Raw genomic sequence first — 17,314 nt, 5'->3', positions numbered from 1 at the left:
ATCCTCTATTCTTGAAACATAGATAAAGCGCTGATAATCATCAGCAGATAATACACAACCGGTGCCGTAAACAGCAGACTGTCGAAACGGTCCAGCACACCGCCGTGACCGGGGAAAATTTTACCGGAATCCTTGATATCAAAGCTGCGTTTGACAATGGATTCGATCAAATCGCCGACCGGAGCAAAAATTGCCACCGCCAGCGCCACTGCCACAGCATGCCACAGGGCAATGCCCAAGCAGATAATGCACAGAAACAGTACAGTCACAAAGCAGCCGACAAAGCCGCAGACAGCGCCCTCAAAGGATTTCTTCGGGCTGACGCTGCAGAATGGAGTCTTGCCGAAGGCACGGCCGAAGAAATATGCAAAGGTATCGCTGGCCCAAGTGCCCAAAAGCACAATCCACAGGCAGATTTCGCCGTACTCAAATACACGGAAGCCCAAATCGATATGCGGACCGCCGTCAAAGGTGCGCAGCAGAATAATGTGCGCAAACAAAAGACCGCAGTACAGCATACCCCAGGCAGTAAGCGCACTGTTTTCTGCCCAATGCTGCTCACCTCGGTTGCAATGCAGCCACAGGCCCTCAATTGTACTGAAAATGAAGAACAGCGCTGTGAGCATCACAATAAATGCCAGCGTATAAACGCCCTCCAGCTCAAAATAATAGCCTGCACCGGCAACCAGCACCATCAGCAGTGCGCCAACGCCACCGGTCAGCGTGTAGGCATGATAGCCCTTGTTCTCCACCATCTTGTGGTATTCGTACCAGGCAACAGCAGCCAAAACAGCAACAGCAGCATTAAAAAACATGCCACCCTTAGTGATAATGCCGACTGCCGCAATAATACCGATTACACCGGTAATAATACGTGTTAACATAGTTAAAATACATCCTTCTTTGAATTATAAAATTGATTGGAGCCCTGACAAAGTATATGGCGTCTTACCGGCTGACTAAACCGCCGAAACGGCGCTCGCGCCCTTGATAAGCCAAAATTGCCTCCACCAGATGATCCGGCGTAAACTCCGGCCAGTACACCTTGGTCGTCCAGATTTCCGCATAAGCAATCTGCCAGAGTAAAAAGTTGCTGATACGTAAATCACCGCCCGGACGGATAAGCAGATCCGGCGCAGGCAGGCCCTTGGTATACAAATGGTTTTCAATCACATTATTATCTATATCGTCTACGGCAAGAGTACCGTTGGCAGCTTCTGCCGCAATGGTACGCACAGCATGCAGGATTTCTGCCTGTCCGCCGTAGTTTATAGCCAAATTCAAAATAATACCGGTGTTGTTTTTCGTTGCCTCTATTGCGTGCTCCATCTTCTGCTGCACAATCTCAGGCAGACCTTTACGCGAGCCGATAAAACGCACCTGTACGTTATTTTCGTTAAATTCGTCAATCTCATTGGTCAGGTAACGGCTCAAAAGCTCCATGATGAAGTTTACTTCCGTCACCGGACGCTTCCAGTTTTCGGTTGAAAATGCATAAGCACTGATAACCTTAACTCCCAGCTTATCAGCTGCTCTGACAATAGTTTTCAGTGTTTCTGCTCCGGCCTGATGGCCAAAGGTACGCACCTTGCCCTGAGCCTTAGCCCAGCGACCGTTACCATCCATAATAATAGCAATATGCTGAGGAATATTCTGCATATCCAGATCCTCAGTATGCATTACGATATTATTCTTAGTCTTATTTTTTGTTTGAAACAAGCCTCTAAACACAAGCATCAAGCCTTTCGCTAAAATTTGTAACTTGCTTTTAGTTTTCTTTACTTTTTTCCATGATTAAAGAAGAGGCGAGCCTCCCCCTTGCGGGAGGCCGCCTTCCTGATTTTGCATTGCAGTCTTGAATTACTCGATAGCGCCAACCGGGCAGCTAGCAGCGCAAGCGCCGCATTCTACGCAGTCTTCACCGATTTCATATTTGCCGTCAACTTCAGTAATAGCGCCAACGGGGCAGGTAGCAGCACAAGTACCGCAGCCTACGCAAGAATCCTTATCAATTTTCAGAGCCATTCGTCGCACCTCCTTCCTTATCTATACACAATGGTAAGAGCTAATCTATTAGCAGACAACTGCTGTTGTCTTACTACATATCTGCGCACCTCGCGCCCTTCAAAGTCTGCCTCGCTTGCACGTGGCGGCAGCAGAGGCTGCACCTCATAGGTGCAGCCTGCGGCCTCCAGGCGACGGACAGCCTCCTGGAGAGGCAGTGCCAAAACCTGTGGAATTTCCATTATACTTCCATTACTTCTTTTTCTTTGTTAGCAGCTGCAGCATCGATTTCTTTCATAACCTTATCTGTCAGCTTCTGTACCTTTTCAGTACCCTTCTTAGCCTCGTCCTCGGTGATTTCCTTAGCCTTTTCGGTCTTTTTGATAGCATCGTTGGCATCACGGCGCAAGTTGCGGACTACAACACGGTATTCCTCGGCTTTTTTATGTACAACCTTAACCAGATCCTTACGGCGTTCTTCTGTCAGCTGTGGCAGGTTCAGACGAATGCAGATACCATCGCTGTTCGGGTTCAGACCGAGATCAGATTTCATAATTGCTTTTTCGATATCCTTCAGAATGTTTTTCTCCCACGGTTGAATAACAATCATACGCGGTTCCGGTACGGTTACGCTTGCCACCTGAGTCACAGGTGTCGGGGAACCGTAGTAATCAACCATAACCTTCTCCAGCAGAGAGGGAGTTGCACGACCAGCACGCAGGCTTGCCAGATCCACACGCAGAGCAGCAACGGATTTTTCCATCTTGCTCTCGATACCGCTGATAATTTCATTAACTGTTGCCATTATTCCTTACCTCCCACCAGGGTACCAATTTTTTCGCCTGCAGCAGCACGCAGAATGTTACCCGGTTCATCAATATTAAATACTACAATAGGAATGTTGTTATCCATGCACAGGCTGATTGCAGTGGAATCCATTACGCTGAGATGACGTTTGATAACCTCGATGTAAGGCAGCTCATCAAATTTCTTCGCATCCGGATTAACTGCCGGATCGCTGTCATAAACACCATCTACGCCTTTTTTAGCCATCAGGATAGCATCTGCTTCGATTTCCGCAGCACGCAGAGCAGCGGTGGTATCGGTGGAGAAATAGGGGTTACCGGTACCTGCGGCAAAAATAACGACTCTTGCTTTTTCCATATGGCGGATAGCACGGCGACGAATGTAGGGTTCTGCAATCTGACGCATTTCAATAGCGGTCTGCACACGGGTCGGAACCTCTAAGTTTTCCAAAGCATCCTGCAACGCCAAAGAGTTGATAACGGTTGCCAGCATTCCCATGTAGTCAGCAGTAGCACGGTCCATGCCTTTGTTGCTGCCGCTGAGTCCGCGCCAGAAGTTACCGCCGCCGTTAACGATAGCAACCTCTACCCCTGTCTCAACTACAGCCTTGATTTGCTTGGCCAAGGCATATACTACTGTCGGATCAATGCCAAAGCCTTTTTCACCGGCCAGGGCTTCACCACTAAGCTTTAAAACTACACGTTTGAATTTCTTAAGTTCTGTCACGATAGCGACCTCCCATTTTTTTACTTATTCCTATACTCTATTCAATAATTATACCAAAAATACCTGCTTTATTCTACCAAAAATTTTATGAAGAATTAGCGAAAGAAATTCCCCGGCTAATCTGACCATAGATAATTTTTCTGTTCTGGCAATATTATTATAACCAAACAGAGATATAATAGTTTTTATCATCTTATAAAGAGGGGAATGTTTATATGGAACATATAGAACGTAACGCACAAAAAAGTAACGCCACCCTGGCAATCTGCATCACCGCACTGTTTATGGCGCTCAATATTATGATGAGCTCCTTCGGTCTTCCGGTACCGGGCGGCCATTTATATCTCAATGATGTTATCATCTGCACGGCAGCAATTCTGCTGGACAACCCCAAGGCTGCCTTCATCGTCGGCGGCGTTGGTGCCTTCTTGGGCGATTTATTCTTCTACCCGACACCGATGTTCGTTTCTCTGGTTACTCACGGCATTCAGGCTGTTGTCATCTGCCTCTTGGCACACCGCGGTGGCAAGGTAAGCTTCAAGGGCGCTGCTCTCGGCGTAATTTTGGGCGCTGTCATCATGGTTGTAGGTTATTCTCTGGGACGTGCCTTTATTTACAGCACACCGCACTACGCTTATATCAAGCTGCCCTACCAGATTCTGCAGGCAGCAGTCGGCGCTGTCGGCGGCCTGGTGCTTTGCTTCAAGGCCGGTCTGCTGGAGCGCTTCGACAAAATATTCCGCAAATAATTTTTTACCGCTAACACAAAAGCTGTTGTACGCAAGCAAACGTACAACAGCTTTTTTATTTGTGTCTGCCTGCTGCCCCGTCAAACAACCTTGGCAGCAGACCAATCGCAATATTTTGTTTTTGCAATCACAGTGCATCCTTAAACACGCTGCCGCCGATAAATTCGCGCAGGATAGAGTTATTGGGAATAACCTCATCCTCCAACGGCTTAACGTAGCTTAAAATGTTCAGCAGACGGCGCGCAGTAGTATAGGCCATGCCTGCGGACTGCGGTACAGCACGCAGCAGCGGCTCCGCATATTTTTTCAGTACAGCAAATTCGTAAATCAGCGTAGTATTGAAAATAATATCGGCACTGCTCTGATACGGGAAGATATATTTTTCTTCACCCTCACGCACGTCGGACCAGGTTTTCAGCGTAGTTTCCGCATCATGCGAACGGAACTGACTGTCGCGCACCATGCGGCGCAGCAGACGCATATCGGTAGTACGGATGCGGTTGTACTCGTCAAAGGACATGGGCGTCAGCGCACTGACGTAAATTTTAATTTTATGTTCCACCGGTACGGACGGTGTCAGCTTTTCGTTCAGGCCGTGGATGCCTTCGATAACCAGCACGGAATTTTCCTGTAGCTGCAGCTCATTACCACGATATTCACGGCAGCCGGTACGGAAATTGTACTTGGGCATTTTGACCTTTTCACCTGCCAGCAGACGCTGCAAATGATCGTTGAACAGCTCCAGGTCGATAGCCTCCAGGCATTCAAAATCATAGCTGCCGTCAGCCTTACGCGGTGAATCTACACGGTTTTTATAATAATCGTCCATGGAAATGGCAATCGGACGCAGGCCGTTTACAGCCATCTGAATGCTCAGACGCTGTGCCGTAGAGGTCTTGCCGGAAGAGGACGGACCTGCAATCAGCACCAGCTTCAGCTCATGGTGACTTGCCAGAATATCGGCAATATTAGCCAGCTTCTTTTCATGCAGCGCTTCCGCTACCTGAATAATCTTTTCTGCATAGCCTAAATCAATAATTTTATTGAGCTTGCCAACAGTATTGCAATGAATCATGGCAGACCATTCTTCTGCCTCCTGATAGGCATCGTTAAGGCGCGGCTGGTCTACAAAGGGCGGCAGCACCTGCCAGTTGCCGTCATCAGGGTAATTGATAATCACACCATCAGCATACGGCAGCAGCTCAAAATGCGGCACATAGCCGGCATCCGGGCACATGGGGCCGAAGAGATAACCGGGGACGCCCTCCAGAAGGTTAATCGTCAGCACGGTGTCATCGGGCACCTGAGCCAACAGCGCCAGGTTATCATCGCTGCAGTTAGCGCAGGCCATATCAATAGCCTCGGATTTAGGCAGGCGCAACAGCTTGACAGGCTCTTTGCGCTGCACCATCCGGTGCATATATTCTTCAATGCTGCGGATATCCTCTGCGGTGAGCTTACGCTCGCTGTTATCCTTGCAGTAGAGCGCGCTTCCCAGGGAGTTGCGCACCTCCAGATGTACATCGGGATAAAGCTTTTTGGTTGCCGCAATCAGCATAAACAGCAGCGTGCGCACATAAACACGCATGCCTACGGAATTGTTGACTTCCACGAAATCAACAGTGCCGTCGGCAGTAAGCGGACGCTGCAGGTCACATTCCTCACCGTTATAGAGTCCCATAACGATGGGAGAAGCATATTTATCGCTCAATTTTTGAGCTAAAGGCAGCAGTGTGCTGCCCTCCTCTACTTCGATAATTTGTCCATTGGACAACTGCAGCTTAAGCATTTTATTCGCCAACGGCTTGCATTGCAGCGTTGACCTTAGCAGCCATACCCTTGATTTTCTTCAGAGGTACGGCGCAGACAGCGATGCGTACGCCTGCAGCCAGAGGAACTGCAAAAATGTTGTCCTCATGCAGCTTGTCGCAGATTGCGTCCGGGTTTTTAGCAGGAATAGACAGGAAAAAGCCTGCTACGTACGGCAGCATCGGCAGACCGCATTCTTCCGCTTCCTTAGTGAACAAGTCGGCACGGGCTTTAATCATCTGATAATAGTAATCACGTTCAGCGCAAACCTTTGCCAGCAGCTCGGGATCGCTGTAGATGGTTGCCAGAGTGCGCATTGCCGGACGGTTGATGTTGGACCAGGTTGCGCGGCTGGTGTATTGGTTAATAGCAGCAAACTCGTCGATAACGCTCTTGTCGGAGGAAACGCCGATCATAGCGCCGGTACGCTGACCGTACATGGTGAAGCCTTTGGACATGCTGTAGCCGACAATGCAAAGAATGTTGGCAGGCAGACCGGAAAGCTTTTTAAAGATTTTGCGTACTTCTTCTTTTTCGCCTGCATAATCAATGTAAGCAACGTCCAGGAAGAAAACGATATTTTTGCCCGGTACGGCAGCTTCCTTCAGAATTGCCAGCACGCCGTCCATATCCTCACTGCTCAGGCTGTAGCCGGTAGGATTGTGTGCAGGAGTATTCAGCAGATACAGCAGGTTATCCTGCTTAGCAAGCAGCTCGTCAACCTTTTCCTTCAAAGCAGGCAGGTTGAACTTATTGTTTTCATCCAGCATTTTATAGGTGGTAAAATTACGGCCCATATCCTGGCACAGTACTTTGTAAGCGCCCCAATACCAGTCGGAGCAGAGCACGGTGTCACCGTTATCGGTGTAGTTCCAGATAGCATGGTGGATAGCACCGGTGCCGCCTGCGGTTGCAACTGCAGAAATGTAGCCTTCCGGACGGGAGTTGCCGAAGGCAGCAGTCAGAACACAGTCCAGATATTCAGGCAGACCGCTGATAGGTGCGTAAGCAATCATTTCGTTGGTGGAAAGACCGCGGAAAACCTCCTCTACAGTCGGCAGGCAGACGAGCTTTTCATCCTCGTCTAAAATAGCGCCGATGGTAGCGTTGGTAACGGCATCCTTGCCGTATTTGGCAGCTGCTGCCACAGCAGCAGCGTTAGCACCGAAAATTTTATCTTGGGCAGATTTACCCTTAGCGTGTTTTGCAGCAATACTCATAGTCATAGTTAACTACTCCTTTCAAAATTACAAATCAATTACCGTAGCGCCACTGCCACCGGCCTCCAGCGCTGCCGTTTCCAGCTTCTTGACAAAGCGGTTGGTCGACAGATACGCTGTCAGTCCGGCGCGCAAGGCACCGGTTCCCTTGCCATGGATGAGTCGCAGCTGGCCGATACCGGCAATCAGTGCATCATCAATAGCTTTATCTACAACGGGAATTGCTTCATCCAGCGTCATCCCGCGCAAATCAATTTCCTGTTTGGCACTGCCTGATTTGGCAATGAACATCTGGTGTGCGTAATTGGCAGCAGCATTCTTGCTGAAGCCCTTGCGCTTTTTAGGCGCAGCATCGGTATGCGCAGGCTGTGCCTTGGTCAGCAGGCATTTTTTTGCCGGCACAGTCATTTTCAGGATACCAACCTGCACTGTTACATCGTTGCCGTTGACATCGGTAATAACACCATTCTTTCCTAAGGAAACAACAAAGACATTCAGGCCCTTCTTGGCCGTCTTGGCAGATAACGGTGCGCCCTCCGGCAACGGTGCGTCCTCGCTCAATGTCTTGTTGAGCTTCTTGCGCGCCTCTTCGGCCGCCTGCTCCAGGCGCTTCGTATCGAAGTCAGCCTTCATGGAGCGCAGCTCCTTCAGCACTGCTTCGGATTCACGGCGGCTGCGGCGGTAGATTTCGTCCGCCTGCTCACGCGCCTTGCGCAGCATTTCATTCTTACGGCGCTCAAACTCGCTCTTGGAGTACGCCAGCGCGTTACGCAGCTGCTCGCTTTCACGGCGCAGGTCCTCAATCTCCTTGCTGCCGCTTTCATAACGGCGACGTTCGCTGTCCAGCTCCTGCAGTACATTTTCCATATGCACATGCTCCTGGTTCAGCAGCTCGCCGGCATTTTGGATAATATCCTCAGCCAGGCCCAGACGGCGGCTGATGTTGAAGGCATTACTGCTTCCCGGCACGCCCATCAGCAAGCGATAGGTAGGACGCAGTGATACAGGGTCAAACTCCACGCTGGCATTTTCCATGCCCTCGTGACCATAGGCAAAGGTTTTCAGCTCACTGTAGTGGGTTGTTACCATCGTCAGCACGCCCTGCTCATGCAGGTGCTCCAGCATCGCCATAGCCAGCGCAGCGCCCTCGTTCGGGTCCGTACCGGCACAGATTTCGTCAATCAGCACCAAATCTCCTGCTTTAACCTCGTTTAAAATGCTGATTAAATTCGTCATATGGGCAGAGAAGGTTGACAGGCTCTGCTCAATGCTCTGCTCATCGCCGATATCCGCATAAACTGCGCGGAACACCGGCAGCTTGGCACTGCTTGCAGGGATAAACAGACCGATTTGCGCCATCAGCGCAAAGAGGCCTACAGCCTTTAGTGCTACCGTTTTACCGCCGGTGTTGGGGCCGGTAATCAGCAGCATGGTGAATTTATCGCCCAGCTGTACGTCCAAAGGCACCACCGTATCCTTCGGCAGCAGCGGGTGACGTCCCTGCGCAATTTCCACACCTCCGCTCAGCACCAGCATCGGGCGTACCGCATGCTGCTCCTGCGCCAGTAAAGCTCTGGCACAGATAACGTCCAGCGTAGTAAAGATTTCCAGCGAAGCCAGCAACGCCTTCGCCTCCGCGCCCACGTTCTGCGTAAGCTGACGCAGAATACGCTCGATTTCCTCGTGCTCCTCCGCAACATAACGCTTGATATCATTGTTCAGGTTGACAACAGCCAGCGGCTCGATAAACAGCGTTGCACCAGTACCGCTCTGGTCATGCACAATGCCGGGGAAGTTCATCTTATATTCCTGCTTTACAGGGATAACATAGCGGTCACCGCGCATCGTCACGATATTATCCATGAAATACTTCTGGTTATTGGGGTCATGCAGAATGCTGTCGAGCTTTTCCTTCACGCGGTTTTTTGCAATCTGAATCGCAGTACGCAGACCGCCAAGCTTCGGTGAAGCGTTGTCCTTAATTTCGCCATGCTCGTCAATCGCACTGCCAATCTGCTTTTCCAAACGGCTGAACTGCGTCAGCTCCGCACCATATTCAGCCAAATTAGGCGCTGTTTCCGCATTTTCTGCAGTGAAATCCTTCATCGAAGCAAAGGCCTGCACCGTTGTCTGGATATGCTGCAGCTCCTCCGGCTCCAGCACACTGCCAAGCTCCGCACGCTTCACGTCTGCCGTAATATTAAACGCACCGCCGAAAGGGAAACGTCTGCCTTCATCCAAAATGCGCAGTGCTTCCGCAGTTTCCTCCTGCAGGCGCTTAACCTTACTGAATTCACTTTCAATCTGCAGGGAAATTATTGCCTGCTTGCCTAAAAAGGTTGCGGCCTTGGAGGCCAGCATATTTTTTACTTTATCAAATTCTAATGTCTTTACAGCAAAGCGTGCCATAGTTTTTTGCACCTCTAAATCTAAATCATAATATATTATTATAGCATATTTGCAAAGCTTTGTGCTACTGCCTGCAACAGCTATTCCCTCTTACCGAGGCTGCATAAAAACGCAATCCGTTAAAAGTGCAGGCATCACTTAGCGATAAAAAGCTCACCGTCACGCTCGTAGGCATAGCATTCCTGCTCTAAAATGCGGGCAATACGCACAAAATCATCTGTTATATCGGCAGCGGTATAGGCCACCAGCAGCTTTTCCGCATAGCAGCGTCCCTTATAATAGCCCACGGCATCTTGCACGAAAAAGCCGTCCGTATGCTTATACAGCACCTCAGCAAACTCATCTATCACCTGCTGCCACGGAGCAGACTTCAAAGCACCGTTCTCATAAACAGCGCAGGGAATATGAAAAACGTATCTGTGCACTAAGGCAACCTCCTTCAACCCTCTTTATCCAAAAACGGCCACCGGCAGACGCTTTGCTGCCAATGGCCGTTTACTTTCTGACTCACTGCAACAGCAGCTCAGAGCTACACTGATTTAGTTTTCGTGATGGCGTTCCTTGTTCTTGCGCACATACTCCATGATAATGCCGGCGGTTTCTTCAATCGCACGGTTGGAAACGTTGATAATCTGGCAGTGCAGACGGCGCATAATGCCCTTAGCGTAAGCCAGCTCATCATCAATACGCTTCATATCGGCATAGGTTGCAGTATCGGACAGGCCCATGGTTTTCAGGCGCTCGCTGCGGATTTCGTTCAGCTTGAACGGGTCAATCAACAGGCCGATAATCTTATACGGAGGCACCTTGAAGAGCTCTTCAGGCGGAGCCAGCTCCGGTACCAGCGGCACGTTGGCAACCTTAATCTGCTTGTGTGCCAGATACATGCTCAGCGGTGTTTTGGAGGTACGGGAAACGCCGATAATAACAACGTCCGCCTTCAGCAGGCCCAAAGGATTTTTGCCATCATCGTATTTAACAGCAAATTCCACAGCCTCAACACGCTTGAAGTATTCGTGGTCCAGAGAGTGAATCAGGCCAGCCTGATTTTTCGGCAGCAGACCGGTAGACTTTTCAATGGATTTCAGCATTGGTCCCAAAACATCGACTACCTCAACATCACTGCTCATAGCCTTGTCCGCCATATGCTCGCGCAGCTCCGGCGATACGATTGTGTAGCAGATAACCGCATGATTAGCTGCAGCCTCTTCTACAATTTTATCAATCTGTTCCTTGTCTTTAACGTAAGGAACACGGATAACATCAAATTTTTCTTCTACGAACTGACTGGTAGTTGCCTTAACTACGGACTCCGCAGTTTCACCAATAGAGTCAGATACAGCATAAATAACCGGATTAAGCTTCGTTATTATGATAATTACCCCCCTTACCCTCAGCCAGATCTACCAGCAGACGAGTAAAATTAGTTTTTGTGATACGTCCCAGCACCTGATACATGCGCTTCTTTTCATCAATGATTTTTACTACCGGCAGACAGTCGATTTCATTGTCAATCAGTCTGCGAGCTGCCGAAGCGGCAGGCTCATCCGGAGTAGCTACAATGATTTTGGAAATCGGCGTCATCACCATGACCACGGGAATATCACGCAAATCATTATTATTGATAGCAGCCTTCAGTAAATCCTTTCGCGACAAAATGCCGTTCAGCATGCCTTCCTCATCCAGCACGAACACCGTTCCGACATCCTCAAGAAACATGGTAACAACTGCTTCGTAGGCGCTCTTGTCATGTTTAATCGCTACCGGTACCGACTGCAGATCCTGCACAGTAATAGCAGAAATTTCTTCCATCAGCATACCCAAAGTATTTTTACCGGTATAAAAATAACCAACCTTCGGTCTCGCATCAAGAATACCGCCCATAACAAGGATTGCCAGATCACTGCGTAAGGCAGCGCGGGTTACATTCAGCCTTTCGGCTATATGCTCGCCGGTAATAGGTCCGTCCAGACGTACAATTTCAGCAATTTGCTTCTGCCTGTTGCTTAAAGCTATGATCTTCACACCCTTTCTGTCTAATACAATAGTCTATAATATAGGTATAGTATACACTATTAACAGAAAAAATGCTAGATTACGTCACAAATAATTTCTGCAAAATTTAGCTGTATAGCTTAAATTTCTAATTGTGTTATTTTTATCTGCGCCCCTTATCCTGACCGTGACCGCTGGGAATGTAATAGCGCGTTCCCACCAGCTCATCCGGCAGGTACTGCTGCTCCACCCAGCCCCCGGGGAAGTTATGCGGATATTTATAATCTACGCCATGCCCCAGCTTGGCGGCACCGGGATAATGCGCATCACGCAGATGCTTAGGCACACTGCCGCAGTTACGGCTGCGCACATCAGCACGCGCCTTGGCAATGCCCATATAGGCCGTGTTGCTCTTGGGTGCGTTGGCAATATAACACACCGCCTCCGCCAACGGTATCTGCGCCTCAGGCCAGCCTACAAAATCGGCAGCCTGCGCCGCAGCATTGGCTACCACCAACGCCTGCGGGTCCGCCAGGCCTACATCCTCCGCCGCGCAGATAACAACGCGACGCGCCACAAAGCGCACGTCCTCACCGCCCTCAATCATGCGCGCCAGATAATGCAGCGCTGCATCCGCATCGCCGCCGCGCATGCTTTTTATAAAAGCGCTGATGATATCATAATGCTGGTCGCCCTTTTTATCGTAACGCTGCAGCGCCGTACCGATAACGCTGCGCAGCGTTGCCACCGTCAGCACACGCTCGCCCTCCTCCGGCAGCATGAACTCTGCCTGTTCCAGAATATTCAGCGCACTGCGGGCATCACCTGCTGCAAAATCGGCAATAATCCTCAGCGCCTCAGGCTCTGCCTTAAAGCTGTTGCCAAAACCACGCTCCGAGTCGGCAATTGCACGTTCCAAAATCTGCTGAATCTGCGGTGCCTGCAGCTTTTCCAAACGCACCACCTTCATACGCGAAAGCAGCGGCGAATTTATTTCGAAAAAAGGGTTTTCGGTAGTAGCACCGATGAGCACTATCGTTCCGTTTTCCACATAGGGAAGCAGAACATCCTGCTGCGCCTTGTTGAAGCGATGAATCTCGTCGATAAACACGATAGTACGGCCGCGTCCGTTGCGTCTGTCCTCCTGCGCCTTGGCGATGAGCTTGCGCAGCTCGGGCACACCGCTGGAAACGGCATTGATGGCTTCAAACTTTTCGCCGGTAACATGCGCGATGACCTTCGCCAGCGTTGTTTTGCCTGTTCCCGGAGGTCCGTAAAAGAGTACGGACTGCAGCACATCACGCTCAATCATACGGCGCAACGGACTGCCTGCGCCCACGGCGTTCTCCTGCCCTACAAAGTCGCTGAGGCGTTCGGGACGCATGCGGTCAGCCAAAGGCTTTGTCTGTCGCTTTTCAGTTTCAAATAAATTACCGAATAGATTTTCCATGATCGTCACTCTCTATTTTATTCCAAATCCAGATTCTCTAATTGCTTGAGCTGATCTCTTCTGGCATAAATAACTGCGATTACATTCACTAATTTATTATATTCATCAATCCAATAATAAACCAGGAAATTCTTCACAGGAAATCTACGCACACCTTTTTTTCTGCAATTTGCTTCCTCAACTAAAGCATACATACCAGGAGTCCACTGTAAAAGCAAAATTTCTTTTCTAAAAGTCGCCAAAAGATTTTTGGCAGCTTTCGGTGACATCAGCTCATAAGCTATATAATCTCTGATTGTTTCCATCTGCCTATAAGCATCATGCGTAATATTAACTCTGTACTGTTTTTCCATTAGCTACAGACCTCGCATAAGCTTATCCATTGCTTCTCCAAAAGGAATACTCTCTCCTCTTTTAGCCTGCTCCAAGCTGGCACTAATCATTTGCTCAAATTCTTCATCACTCATAGAATCGCGTGTCGGCAAGCTATGCGGTATGGTAACAGCAAAAGGTATACCACGTTTCAGGATAACCTGCCTATAAGTCATGTTAATAAACGATGATGCAGAAATACCTAATTGTTCTAAGATTGCCTCTGCCTGAGCTTTAATATCAGGCTCAACTCTTACACTTACATTTGCACTTTTGGCTACCATAGAAATCCCACCTTTCACACTCATTATAGCATCAATGTATTGCAAAACGCAATACATTGATTTTTGGCAAAAATTAATCCCCACAATGCCGTCCAGCTCCGTGTTTTGAACCTGCATGTGCAGGTGGGTGCCTTCCCTACCAATCGCAAACGTCCACTCAAAGGAGGCATGTTTTTGAAAGAAGGAGTATCAGGCTCCCTAGGTTAGAGTGTTGGCTCAAAACCTTTGGAGCAATGTAACGAACATCGCAGGGGTATAATTAACAACTATTCTTCAATTGTCTTTAACTTCTATCGACATACATATAATACCAAAAATGGAAGCGTTTTTCAACGCTTCCATTAAAAATTTTTGAATATTTATTTTGCTTTATCCTCTTGACAGAAGCAGGCTAAAGTGCTTATTTGTCTTCTTTGTCCTTCTTCATCAGCAGGCTGGTTTTGATGTGCAGCTCACGCAGCTGTTTTTCATCAACATCGTTAGGAGCCTGAGTCATCAGGTCAGATGCGCTCTGAGTTTTCGGGAAAGCAATTACGTCGCGGATAGAATCGCGCTGAGCCATAATCATGATCAGACGGTCAAGACCGAATGCCAGACCACCGTGTGGCGGAGCACCGTATTCGAATGCGTTCATCATGAAGCCAAACTTCTCTTGTGCTTCCTCATCGGACAGGCCGATAGCTTCGAATACCTTCTTCTGTACGTCGCGGCGATGGATACGGATGGAACCGCCGCCGATTTCAGTGCCGTTCAGAACCATATCATAAGCTTTAGCATAAACCTTGCCGGGGTTGGTCAGCAGCAGCGGCAGGTCCTCGTCACGCGGAGCGGTGAACGGATGGTGCATTGCAACATAACGTTTTTCTTCCTCGTTGTACTCGAACATCGGGAAGTCAACAACCCAGGTGAAGGCCAGCTTATCCGGATCAATCAGACCACGGCGTTTAGCCATTTCGATACGCAGTGCGCCCAGAGAAGCAGCAACTACAGACGGTTTATCGGCAACGAAGAGCAGCAGGTCACCTGCTTCAACTTCAGCAGCTTTTTTGATTGCTTCGATGTTTTCATCGCTGAAGAATTTAGCGATGGAGGATTTTACGCCGCCTTCTGCCGGGAATTGCAGCCAAGCCATACCCTTAGCACCGTAGATGCCGCAGAATTTAACGAGCTCATCCAGCTGACGACGCGGAATATCTGCATAACCCTTAACGTTAATGCATTTTACCTGACCGCCGTTAGCGATAACATTGTTGAATACCTGGAAGGTGCAGCCTTGAACAGCTTCGCTGACATTTTTCAGCTCCATGCCGAAGCGCAGGTCCGGTTTATCGCTGCCGAAACGATCCATAGCATCGTCCCAGGTCAGACGTTGGAAAGGAATCTGGATATCCTTGCCCAGAGCACCCTTGAAGATGTGGTGGATTAAGCCTTCCATCAGCTCCAGGATTTCGTCAACTTCCATGAAGGACATTTCCATATCCAGTTGGGTGAATTCCGGCTGACGATCGGCACGCAGATCCTCATCACGGAAGCAACGTGCGATTTGGAAATAACGCTCCATACCAGCTACCATCAGCAGCTGTTTGAAGATTTGCGGAGATTGCGGCAGTGCATAGAACTTGCCGGGGTTTACACGGCTCGGAACGAGGTAGTCACGAGCACCCTCCGGAGTGGATTTGCACAGCATCGGAGTTTCAATCTCGAGAAAATGATTATCATCAAGATAGTCGCGCATCAGCTTAGCAACTTTGTGACGCAGAATCAGATTGCGTTGCATTTCCGGACGGCGCAGGTCCAGATAACGGTATTTCAGACGCAGGTTTTCATCAGTATCAATGCCGTCTTTGATGTAGAACGGAGGAGTTTTAGCACCGTTCAGCACTTCGATATCATGTGCCAGTACTTCGATAGTACCGGTAGGAATGTTTTCGTTGATGGTGTCCTCATCACGCAGACGTACATTACCAATTACTTTGATAACATATTCGTTACGGATGTCTTCGGCAGTTTTGAAGCTGCTGCCTGCGCTTTCGGGATCGGCAACAACCTGCACGATACCGCTGCGGTCACGCAAATCGATAAAAATCAATCCGCCGTGGTCACGTCGTTTAGCAACCCAGCCGCACAGTACAACCTGTTCGCCGGCTTGCTCCTTGGTCAGCACACCACAATGATGGCTGCGTTTTTCATTAATCATCTTTAGCACCTCTACTTATAAAGTATTGAAATAACTAATAATATCATTAACAGCGATTTCATGTTGCTCGCTTGTTGCCATGTTACGCACAGTAACGGCATTACGGCTGAGCTCATCCTCGCCAAATATTAACACTTGCTTAGCTTGGAATTTGTTGGCCTGCTTCATCTGAGACTTCATGCTGCGGCCGTTAAAGTCGTATTCAACTTTAAAGCCTGCGCGACGCAGCTCGATGGCAGTTTTGAAGGCCAGCGCAAAGTTTTCCTGCTTGGGGCAGACAACATAAGCGTCAATGCTTTCATCAAATTCCGGCAGCAGATTCTGCTTCTCCAGAGCCAGCAGCACGCGCTCCATACCCATAGCAAAACCGATGCCGGGGCGGGCTTCGTCACCGCTGATTTCCTGTACCAGTCCGTCGTAACGGCCGCCGCCGCAAACAGCGCTCTGTGCGCCCAGCGGAGCGTACTGGATTTCAAAAGCAGTTTTTGTATAATAATCAAGGCCGCGCACAAGATTGTGGTCAACCTCATATTCAACACCTGCAGCGGTCAGCAGCTGCTTCAGGCCCTCAAAGTGTTCCTTGCATTCATCGCACAGGCATTCTTCCAGGCTCGGTGCGCCCTCGCCCAGCTCATGGCAGTGCGGATTTTTGCAGTCCAAAAGACGCAGCGGATTACGGTCGAAACGGCCCTGGCAATCCTTGCACAGCTCGTCAAAATTAGGCTTGAAGAAAGCCTGCAGCTTTTCTCTGTGCTGCGGACGGCATTTGGGGCAGCCTACGGAATTGATTTTCAGCTTTAAATCCTTCAGGCCCAGGCTTTGCAGTACCTGCACAGCCAGCAGAATGATTTCCGCATCGACATTCGGACCGGTTACGCCCAGAGCTTCCACACCGAACTGGTGGAACTCACGCAGACGGCCTGCCTGCGGACGGTCATAACGGAACATAGGTCCGATGTAATAGAACTTCGTGGCAGCGTCATCCTTGCTCAGCTTATGCTCAACGTAAGCGCGGACAGCACTGGCGGTGTTTTCCGGACGCAGGGTAATACTGCGGTTACCGCGGTCGGTAAAGGTATACATTTCCTTTTCAACTACGTCGGTGGTATCACCGATACCGCGTTGGAACAGCTCTGTATGCTCAAACACAGGAGTTCTGATTTCTTTGTAGCCATATTGCGCGCAAATCTTGCGCATGGTTTCTTCCAGATAACGCCATGCGTTAACGTCGGAAGGCATAATATCCTTCGTACCTCTGGGTGCTGTTGTCAGCATATTCTATCCTCTCCTAA

The 17,314-nt window shown here is 49.3% G+C and carries 18 protein-coding genes and 1 other RNA gene; 1 reads left to right on the top strand and 18 read right to left on the bottom strand.

The features are described from left to right. Window positions 1-5 precede the first annotated feature (5 nt). The 6 genes from RDW05_RS02620 to pyrH all read right to left on the bottom strand — a co-directional run bounded on the left by RDW05_RS02620 (window position 6) and on the right by pyrH (window position 3,537). The gene (locus RDW05_RS02620) at window positions 6-884 is read right to left on the bottom strand and encodes a phosphatidate cytidylyltransferase (RefSeq protein ID WP_307977740.1); all 879 of its coding nucleotides are present in this window, start codon (window positions 882-884) and stop codon (window positions 6-8) included. A 64-nt stretch (window positions 885-948) separates the two neighbouring features. Continuing rightward, entirely contained in the window at window positions 949-1,737 is a 789-nt protein-coding gene (locus tag RDW05_RS02615) for an isoprenyl transferase (protein ID WP_374111003.1), read from the bottom strand. Between the two features lie 123 nt (window positions 1,738-1,860). After that, window positions 1,861-2,025, bottom strand: coding sequence for a 4Fe-4S binding protein (locus tag RDW05_RS02610; protein WP_009146289.1), 165 nt, complete (start codon window positions 2,023-2,025; stop codon window positions 1,861-1,863). Between the two features lie 17 nt (window positions 2,026-2,042). Further along, a complete protein-coding gene (locus RDW05_RS02605; RefSeq protein WP_293392049.1) occupies window positions 2,043-2,246 on the bottom strand; it encodes a hypothetical protein in 204 nt (67 codons plus the stop codon). Next, entirely contained in the window at window positions 2,246-2,809 is a 564-nt protein-coding gene (frr, locus tag RDW05_RS02600) for a ribosome recycling factor (protein WP_009146287.1), read from the bottom strand. The genes RDW05_RS02605 and frr overlap by 1 nt, the downstream gene beginning before the upstream one ends. Next, window positions 2,809-3,537, bottom strand: coding sequence for a UMP kinase (gene pyrH, locus RDW05_RS02595; protein WP_021721057.1), 729 nt, complete (start codon window positions 3,535-3,537; stop codon window positions 2,809-2,811). The genes frr and pyrH overlap by 1 nt, the downstream gene beginning before the upstream one ends. Window positions 3,538-3,752: 215 nt before the next feature. Between pyrH and RDW05_RS02590 the strand changes: the two genes are divergently transcribed. Continuing rightward, on the top strand, window positions 3,753-4,286 hold the full coding sequence (locus RDW05_RS02590; protein ID WP_307977738.1) for an ECF transporter S component: 534 nt from the start codon (window positions 3,753-3,755) through the stop codon (window positions 4,284-4,286). Window positions 4,287-4,413: 127 nt separating this feature from the next. Here the strand turns inward: RDW05_RS02590 and RDW05_RS02585 are convergent, their stop codons facing one another. The 12 genes from RDW05_RS02585 to hisS all read right to left on the bottom strand — a co-directional run bounded on the left by RDW05_RS02585 (window position 4,414) and on the right by hisS (window position 17,297). After that, on the bottom strand, window positions 4,414-6,087 hold the full coding sequence (locus tag RDW05_RS02585) for a nucleoside kinase (RefSeq protein WP_307977737.1): 1,674 nt from the start codon (window positions 6,085-6,087) through the stop codon (window positions 4,414-4,416). After that, complete coding sequence (locus RDW05_RS02580; protein ID WP_307977736.1) at window positions 6,077-7,321, bottom strand: aminotransferase class I/II-fold pyridoxal phosphate-dependent enzyme; 1,245 nt, start codon at window positions 7,319-7,321, stop codon at window positions 6,077-6,079. Before RDW05_RS02580 ends, RDW05_RS02585 begins: the two co-directional genes overlap by 11 nt. A gap of 21 nt (window positions 7,322-7,342) precedes the next feature. Continuing rightward, a complete protein-coding gene (locus RDW05_RS02575) occupies window positions 7,343-9,724 on the bottom strand; it encodes an endonuclease MutS2 (RefSeq protein ID WP_307977735.1) in 2,382 nt (793 codons plus the stop codon). A gap of 134 nt (window positions 9,725-9,858) precedes the next feature. Continuing rightward, window positions 9,859-10,149, bottom strand: coding sequence for a hypothetical protein (locus RDW05_RS02570; protein ID WP_307977734.1), 291 nt, complete (start codon window positions 10,147-10,149; stop codon window positions 9,859-9,861). A 114-nt stretch (window positions 10,150-10,263) separates the two neighbouring features. Further along, a complete protein-coding gene (locus tag RDW05_RS02565) occupies window positions 10,264-11,100 on the bottom strand; it encodes a pyruvate, water dikinase regulatory protein (protein ID WP_367181690.1) in 837 nt (278 codons plus the stop codon). Further along, entirely contained in the window at window positions 11,081-11,749 is a 669-nt protein-coding gene (locus RDW05_RS02560) for a helix-turn-helix transcriptional regulator (RefSeq protein WP_009146278.1), read from the bottom strand. Before RDW05_RS02560 ends, RDW05_RS02565 begins: the two co-directional genes overlap by 20 nt. Before the next feature lie 133 nt (window positions 11,750-11,882). Further along, entirely contained in the window at window positions 11,883-13,169 is a 1,287-nt protein-coding gene (locus RDW05_RS02555; RefSeq protein WP_307977733.1) for a replication-associated recombination protein A, read from the bottom strand. 17 nt (window positions 13,170-13,186) lie between these two features. Beyond that, window positions 13,187-13,522 (bottom strand): type II toxin-antitoxin system RelE/ParE family toxin, encoded by a 336-nt coding sequence (locus tag RDW05_RS02550; RefSeq protein ID WP_298881185.1) that lies wholly within the window; start codon window positions 13,520-13,522, stop codon window positions 13,187-13,189. Window positions 13,523-13,525: 3 nt separating this feature from the next. Further along, window positions 13,526-13,825, bottom strand: a complete 300-nt coding sequence (locus RDW05_RS02545) for a type II toxin-antitoxin system RelB/DinJ family antitoxin (RefSeq protein ID WP_293813224.1) — start codon at window positions 13,823-13,825, stop codon at window positions 13,526-13,528. Window positions 13,826-13,898: 73 nt separating this feature from the next. Continuing rightward, a non-coding RNA gene (gene ssrS, locus RDW05_RS02540) (6S RNA) lies at window positions 13,899-14,082 on the bottom strand. A 143-nt stretch (window positions 14,083-14,225) separates the two neighbouring features. Then, window positions 14,226-16,022, bottom strand: a complete 1,797-nt coding sequence (aspS, locus tag RDW05_RS02535) for an aspartate--tRNA ligase (RefSeq protein WP_009146276.1) — start codon at window positions 16,020-16,022, stop codon at window positions 14,226-14,228. A 15-nt stretch (window positions 16,023-16,037) separates the two neighbouring features. Next, on the bottom strand, window positions 16,038-17,297 hold the full coding sequence (hisS, locus tag RDW05_RS02530) for a histidine--tRNA ligase (protein ID WP_009146275.1): 1,260 nt from the start codon (window positions 17,295-17,297) through the stop codon (window positions 16,038-16,040). Between the last annotated feature and the right edge of the window lie 17 nt (window positions 17,298-17,314).

Source organism: uncultured Phascolarctobacterium sp., from assembly GCF_902463975.1.
In the GTDB taxonomy this organism is placed as follows: domain Bacteria; phylum Bacillota; class Negativicutes; order Acidaminococcales; family Acidaminococcaceae; genus Phascolarctobacterium_A.
Note: the sequence above shows the minus strand (reverse complement) of the source record. Positions and strands in the feature narration are given on the sequence as shown.

Excerpts from the sequence above, each read along its gene's own strand:
- frr (WP_009146287.1), bottom strand. The coding sequence starts at position 2,809 with ATGGCAACAGTTAATGAAATTATCAGCGGTATCGAGAGCAAGATGGAA.
- RDW05_RS02590 (WP_307977738.1), top strand. The coding sequence starts at position 3,753 with ATGGAACATATAGAACGTAACGCACAAAAAAGTAACGCCACCCTGGCA.
- RDW05_RS02605 (WP_293392049.1), bottom strand. The coding sequence starts at position 2,246 with ATGGAAATTCCACAGGTTTTGGCACTGCCTCTCCAGGAGGCTGTCCGT.
- RDW05_RS02555 (WP_307977733.1), bottom strand. The coding sequence starts at position 13,169 with ATGGAAAATCTATTCGGTAATTTATTTGAAACTGAAAAGCGACAGACA.
- RDW05_RS02580 (WP_307977736.1), bottom strand. The coding sequence starts at position 7,321 with ATGACTATGAGTATTGCTGCAAAACACGCTAAGGGTAAATCTGCCCAA.
- aspS (WP_009146276.1), bottom strand. The coding sequence starts at position 16,022 with ATGATTAATGAAAAACGCAGCCATCATTGTGGTGTGCTGACCAAGGAG.
- RDW05_RS02610 (WP_009146289.1), bottom strand. The coding sequence starts at position 2,025 with ATGGCTCTGAAAATTGATAAGGATTCTTGCGTAGGCTGCGGTACTTGT.
- RDW05_RS02615 (WP_374111003.1), bottom strand. The coding sequence starts at position 1,737 with ATGCTTGTGTTTAGAGGCTTGTTTCAAACAAAAAATAAGACTAAGAAT.
- RDW05_RS02550 (WP_298881185.1), bottom strand. The coding sequence starts at position 13,522 with ATGGAAAAACAGTACAGAGTTAATATTACGCATGATGCTTATAGGCAG.
- RDW05_RS02575 (WP_307977735.1), bottom strand. The coding sequence starts at position 9,724 with ATGGCACGCTTTGCTGTAAAGACATTAGAATTTGATAAAGTAAAAAAT.
- RDW05_RS02620 (WP_307977740.1), bottom strand. The coding sequence starts at position 884 with ATGTTAACACGTATTATTACCGGTGTAATCGGTATTATTGCGGCAGTC.
- hisS (WP_009146275.1), bottom strand. The coding sequence starts at position 17,297 with ATGCTGACAACAGCACCCAGAGGTACGAAGGATATTATGCCTTCCGAC.
- RDW05_RS02545 (WP_293813224.1), bottom strand. The coding sequence starts at position 13,825 with ATGGTAGCCAAAAGTGCAAATGTAAGTGTAAGAGTTGAGCCTGATATT.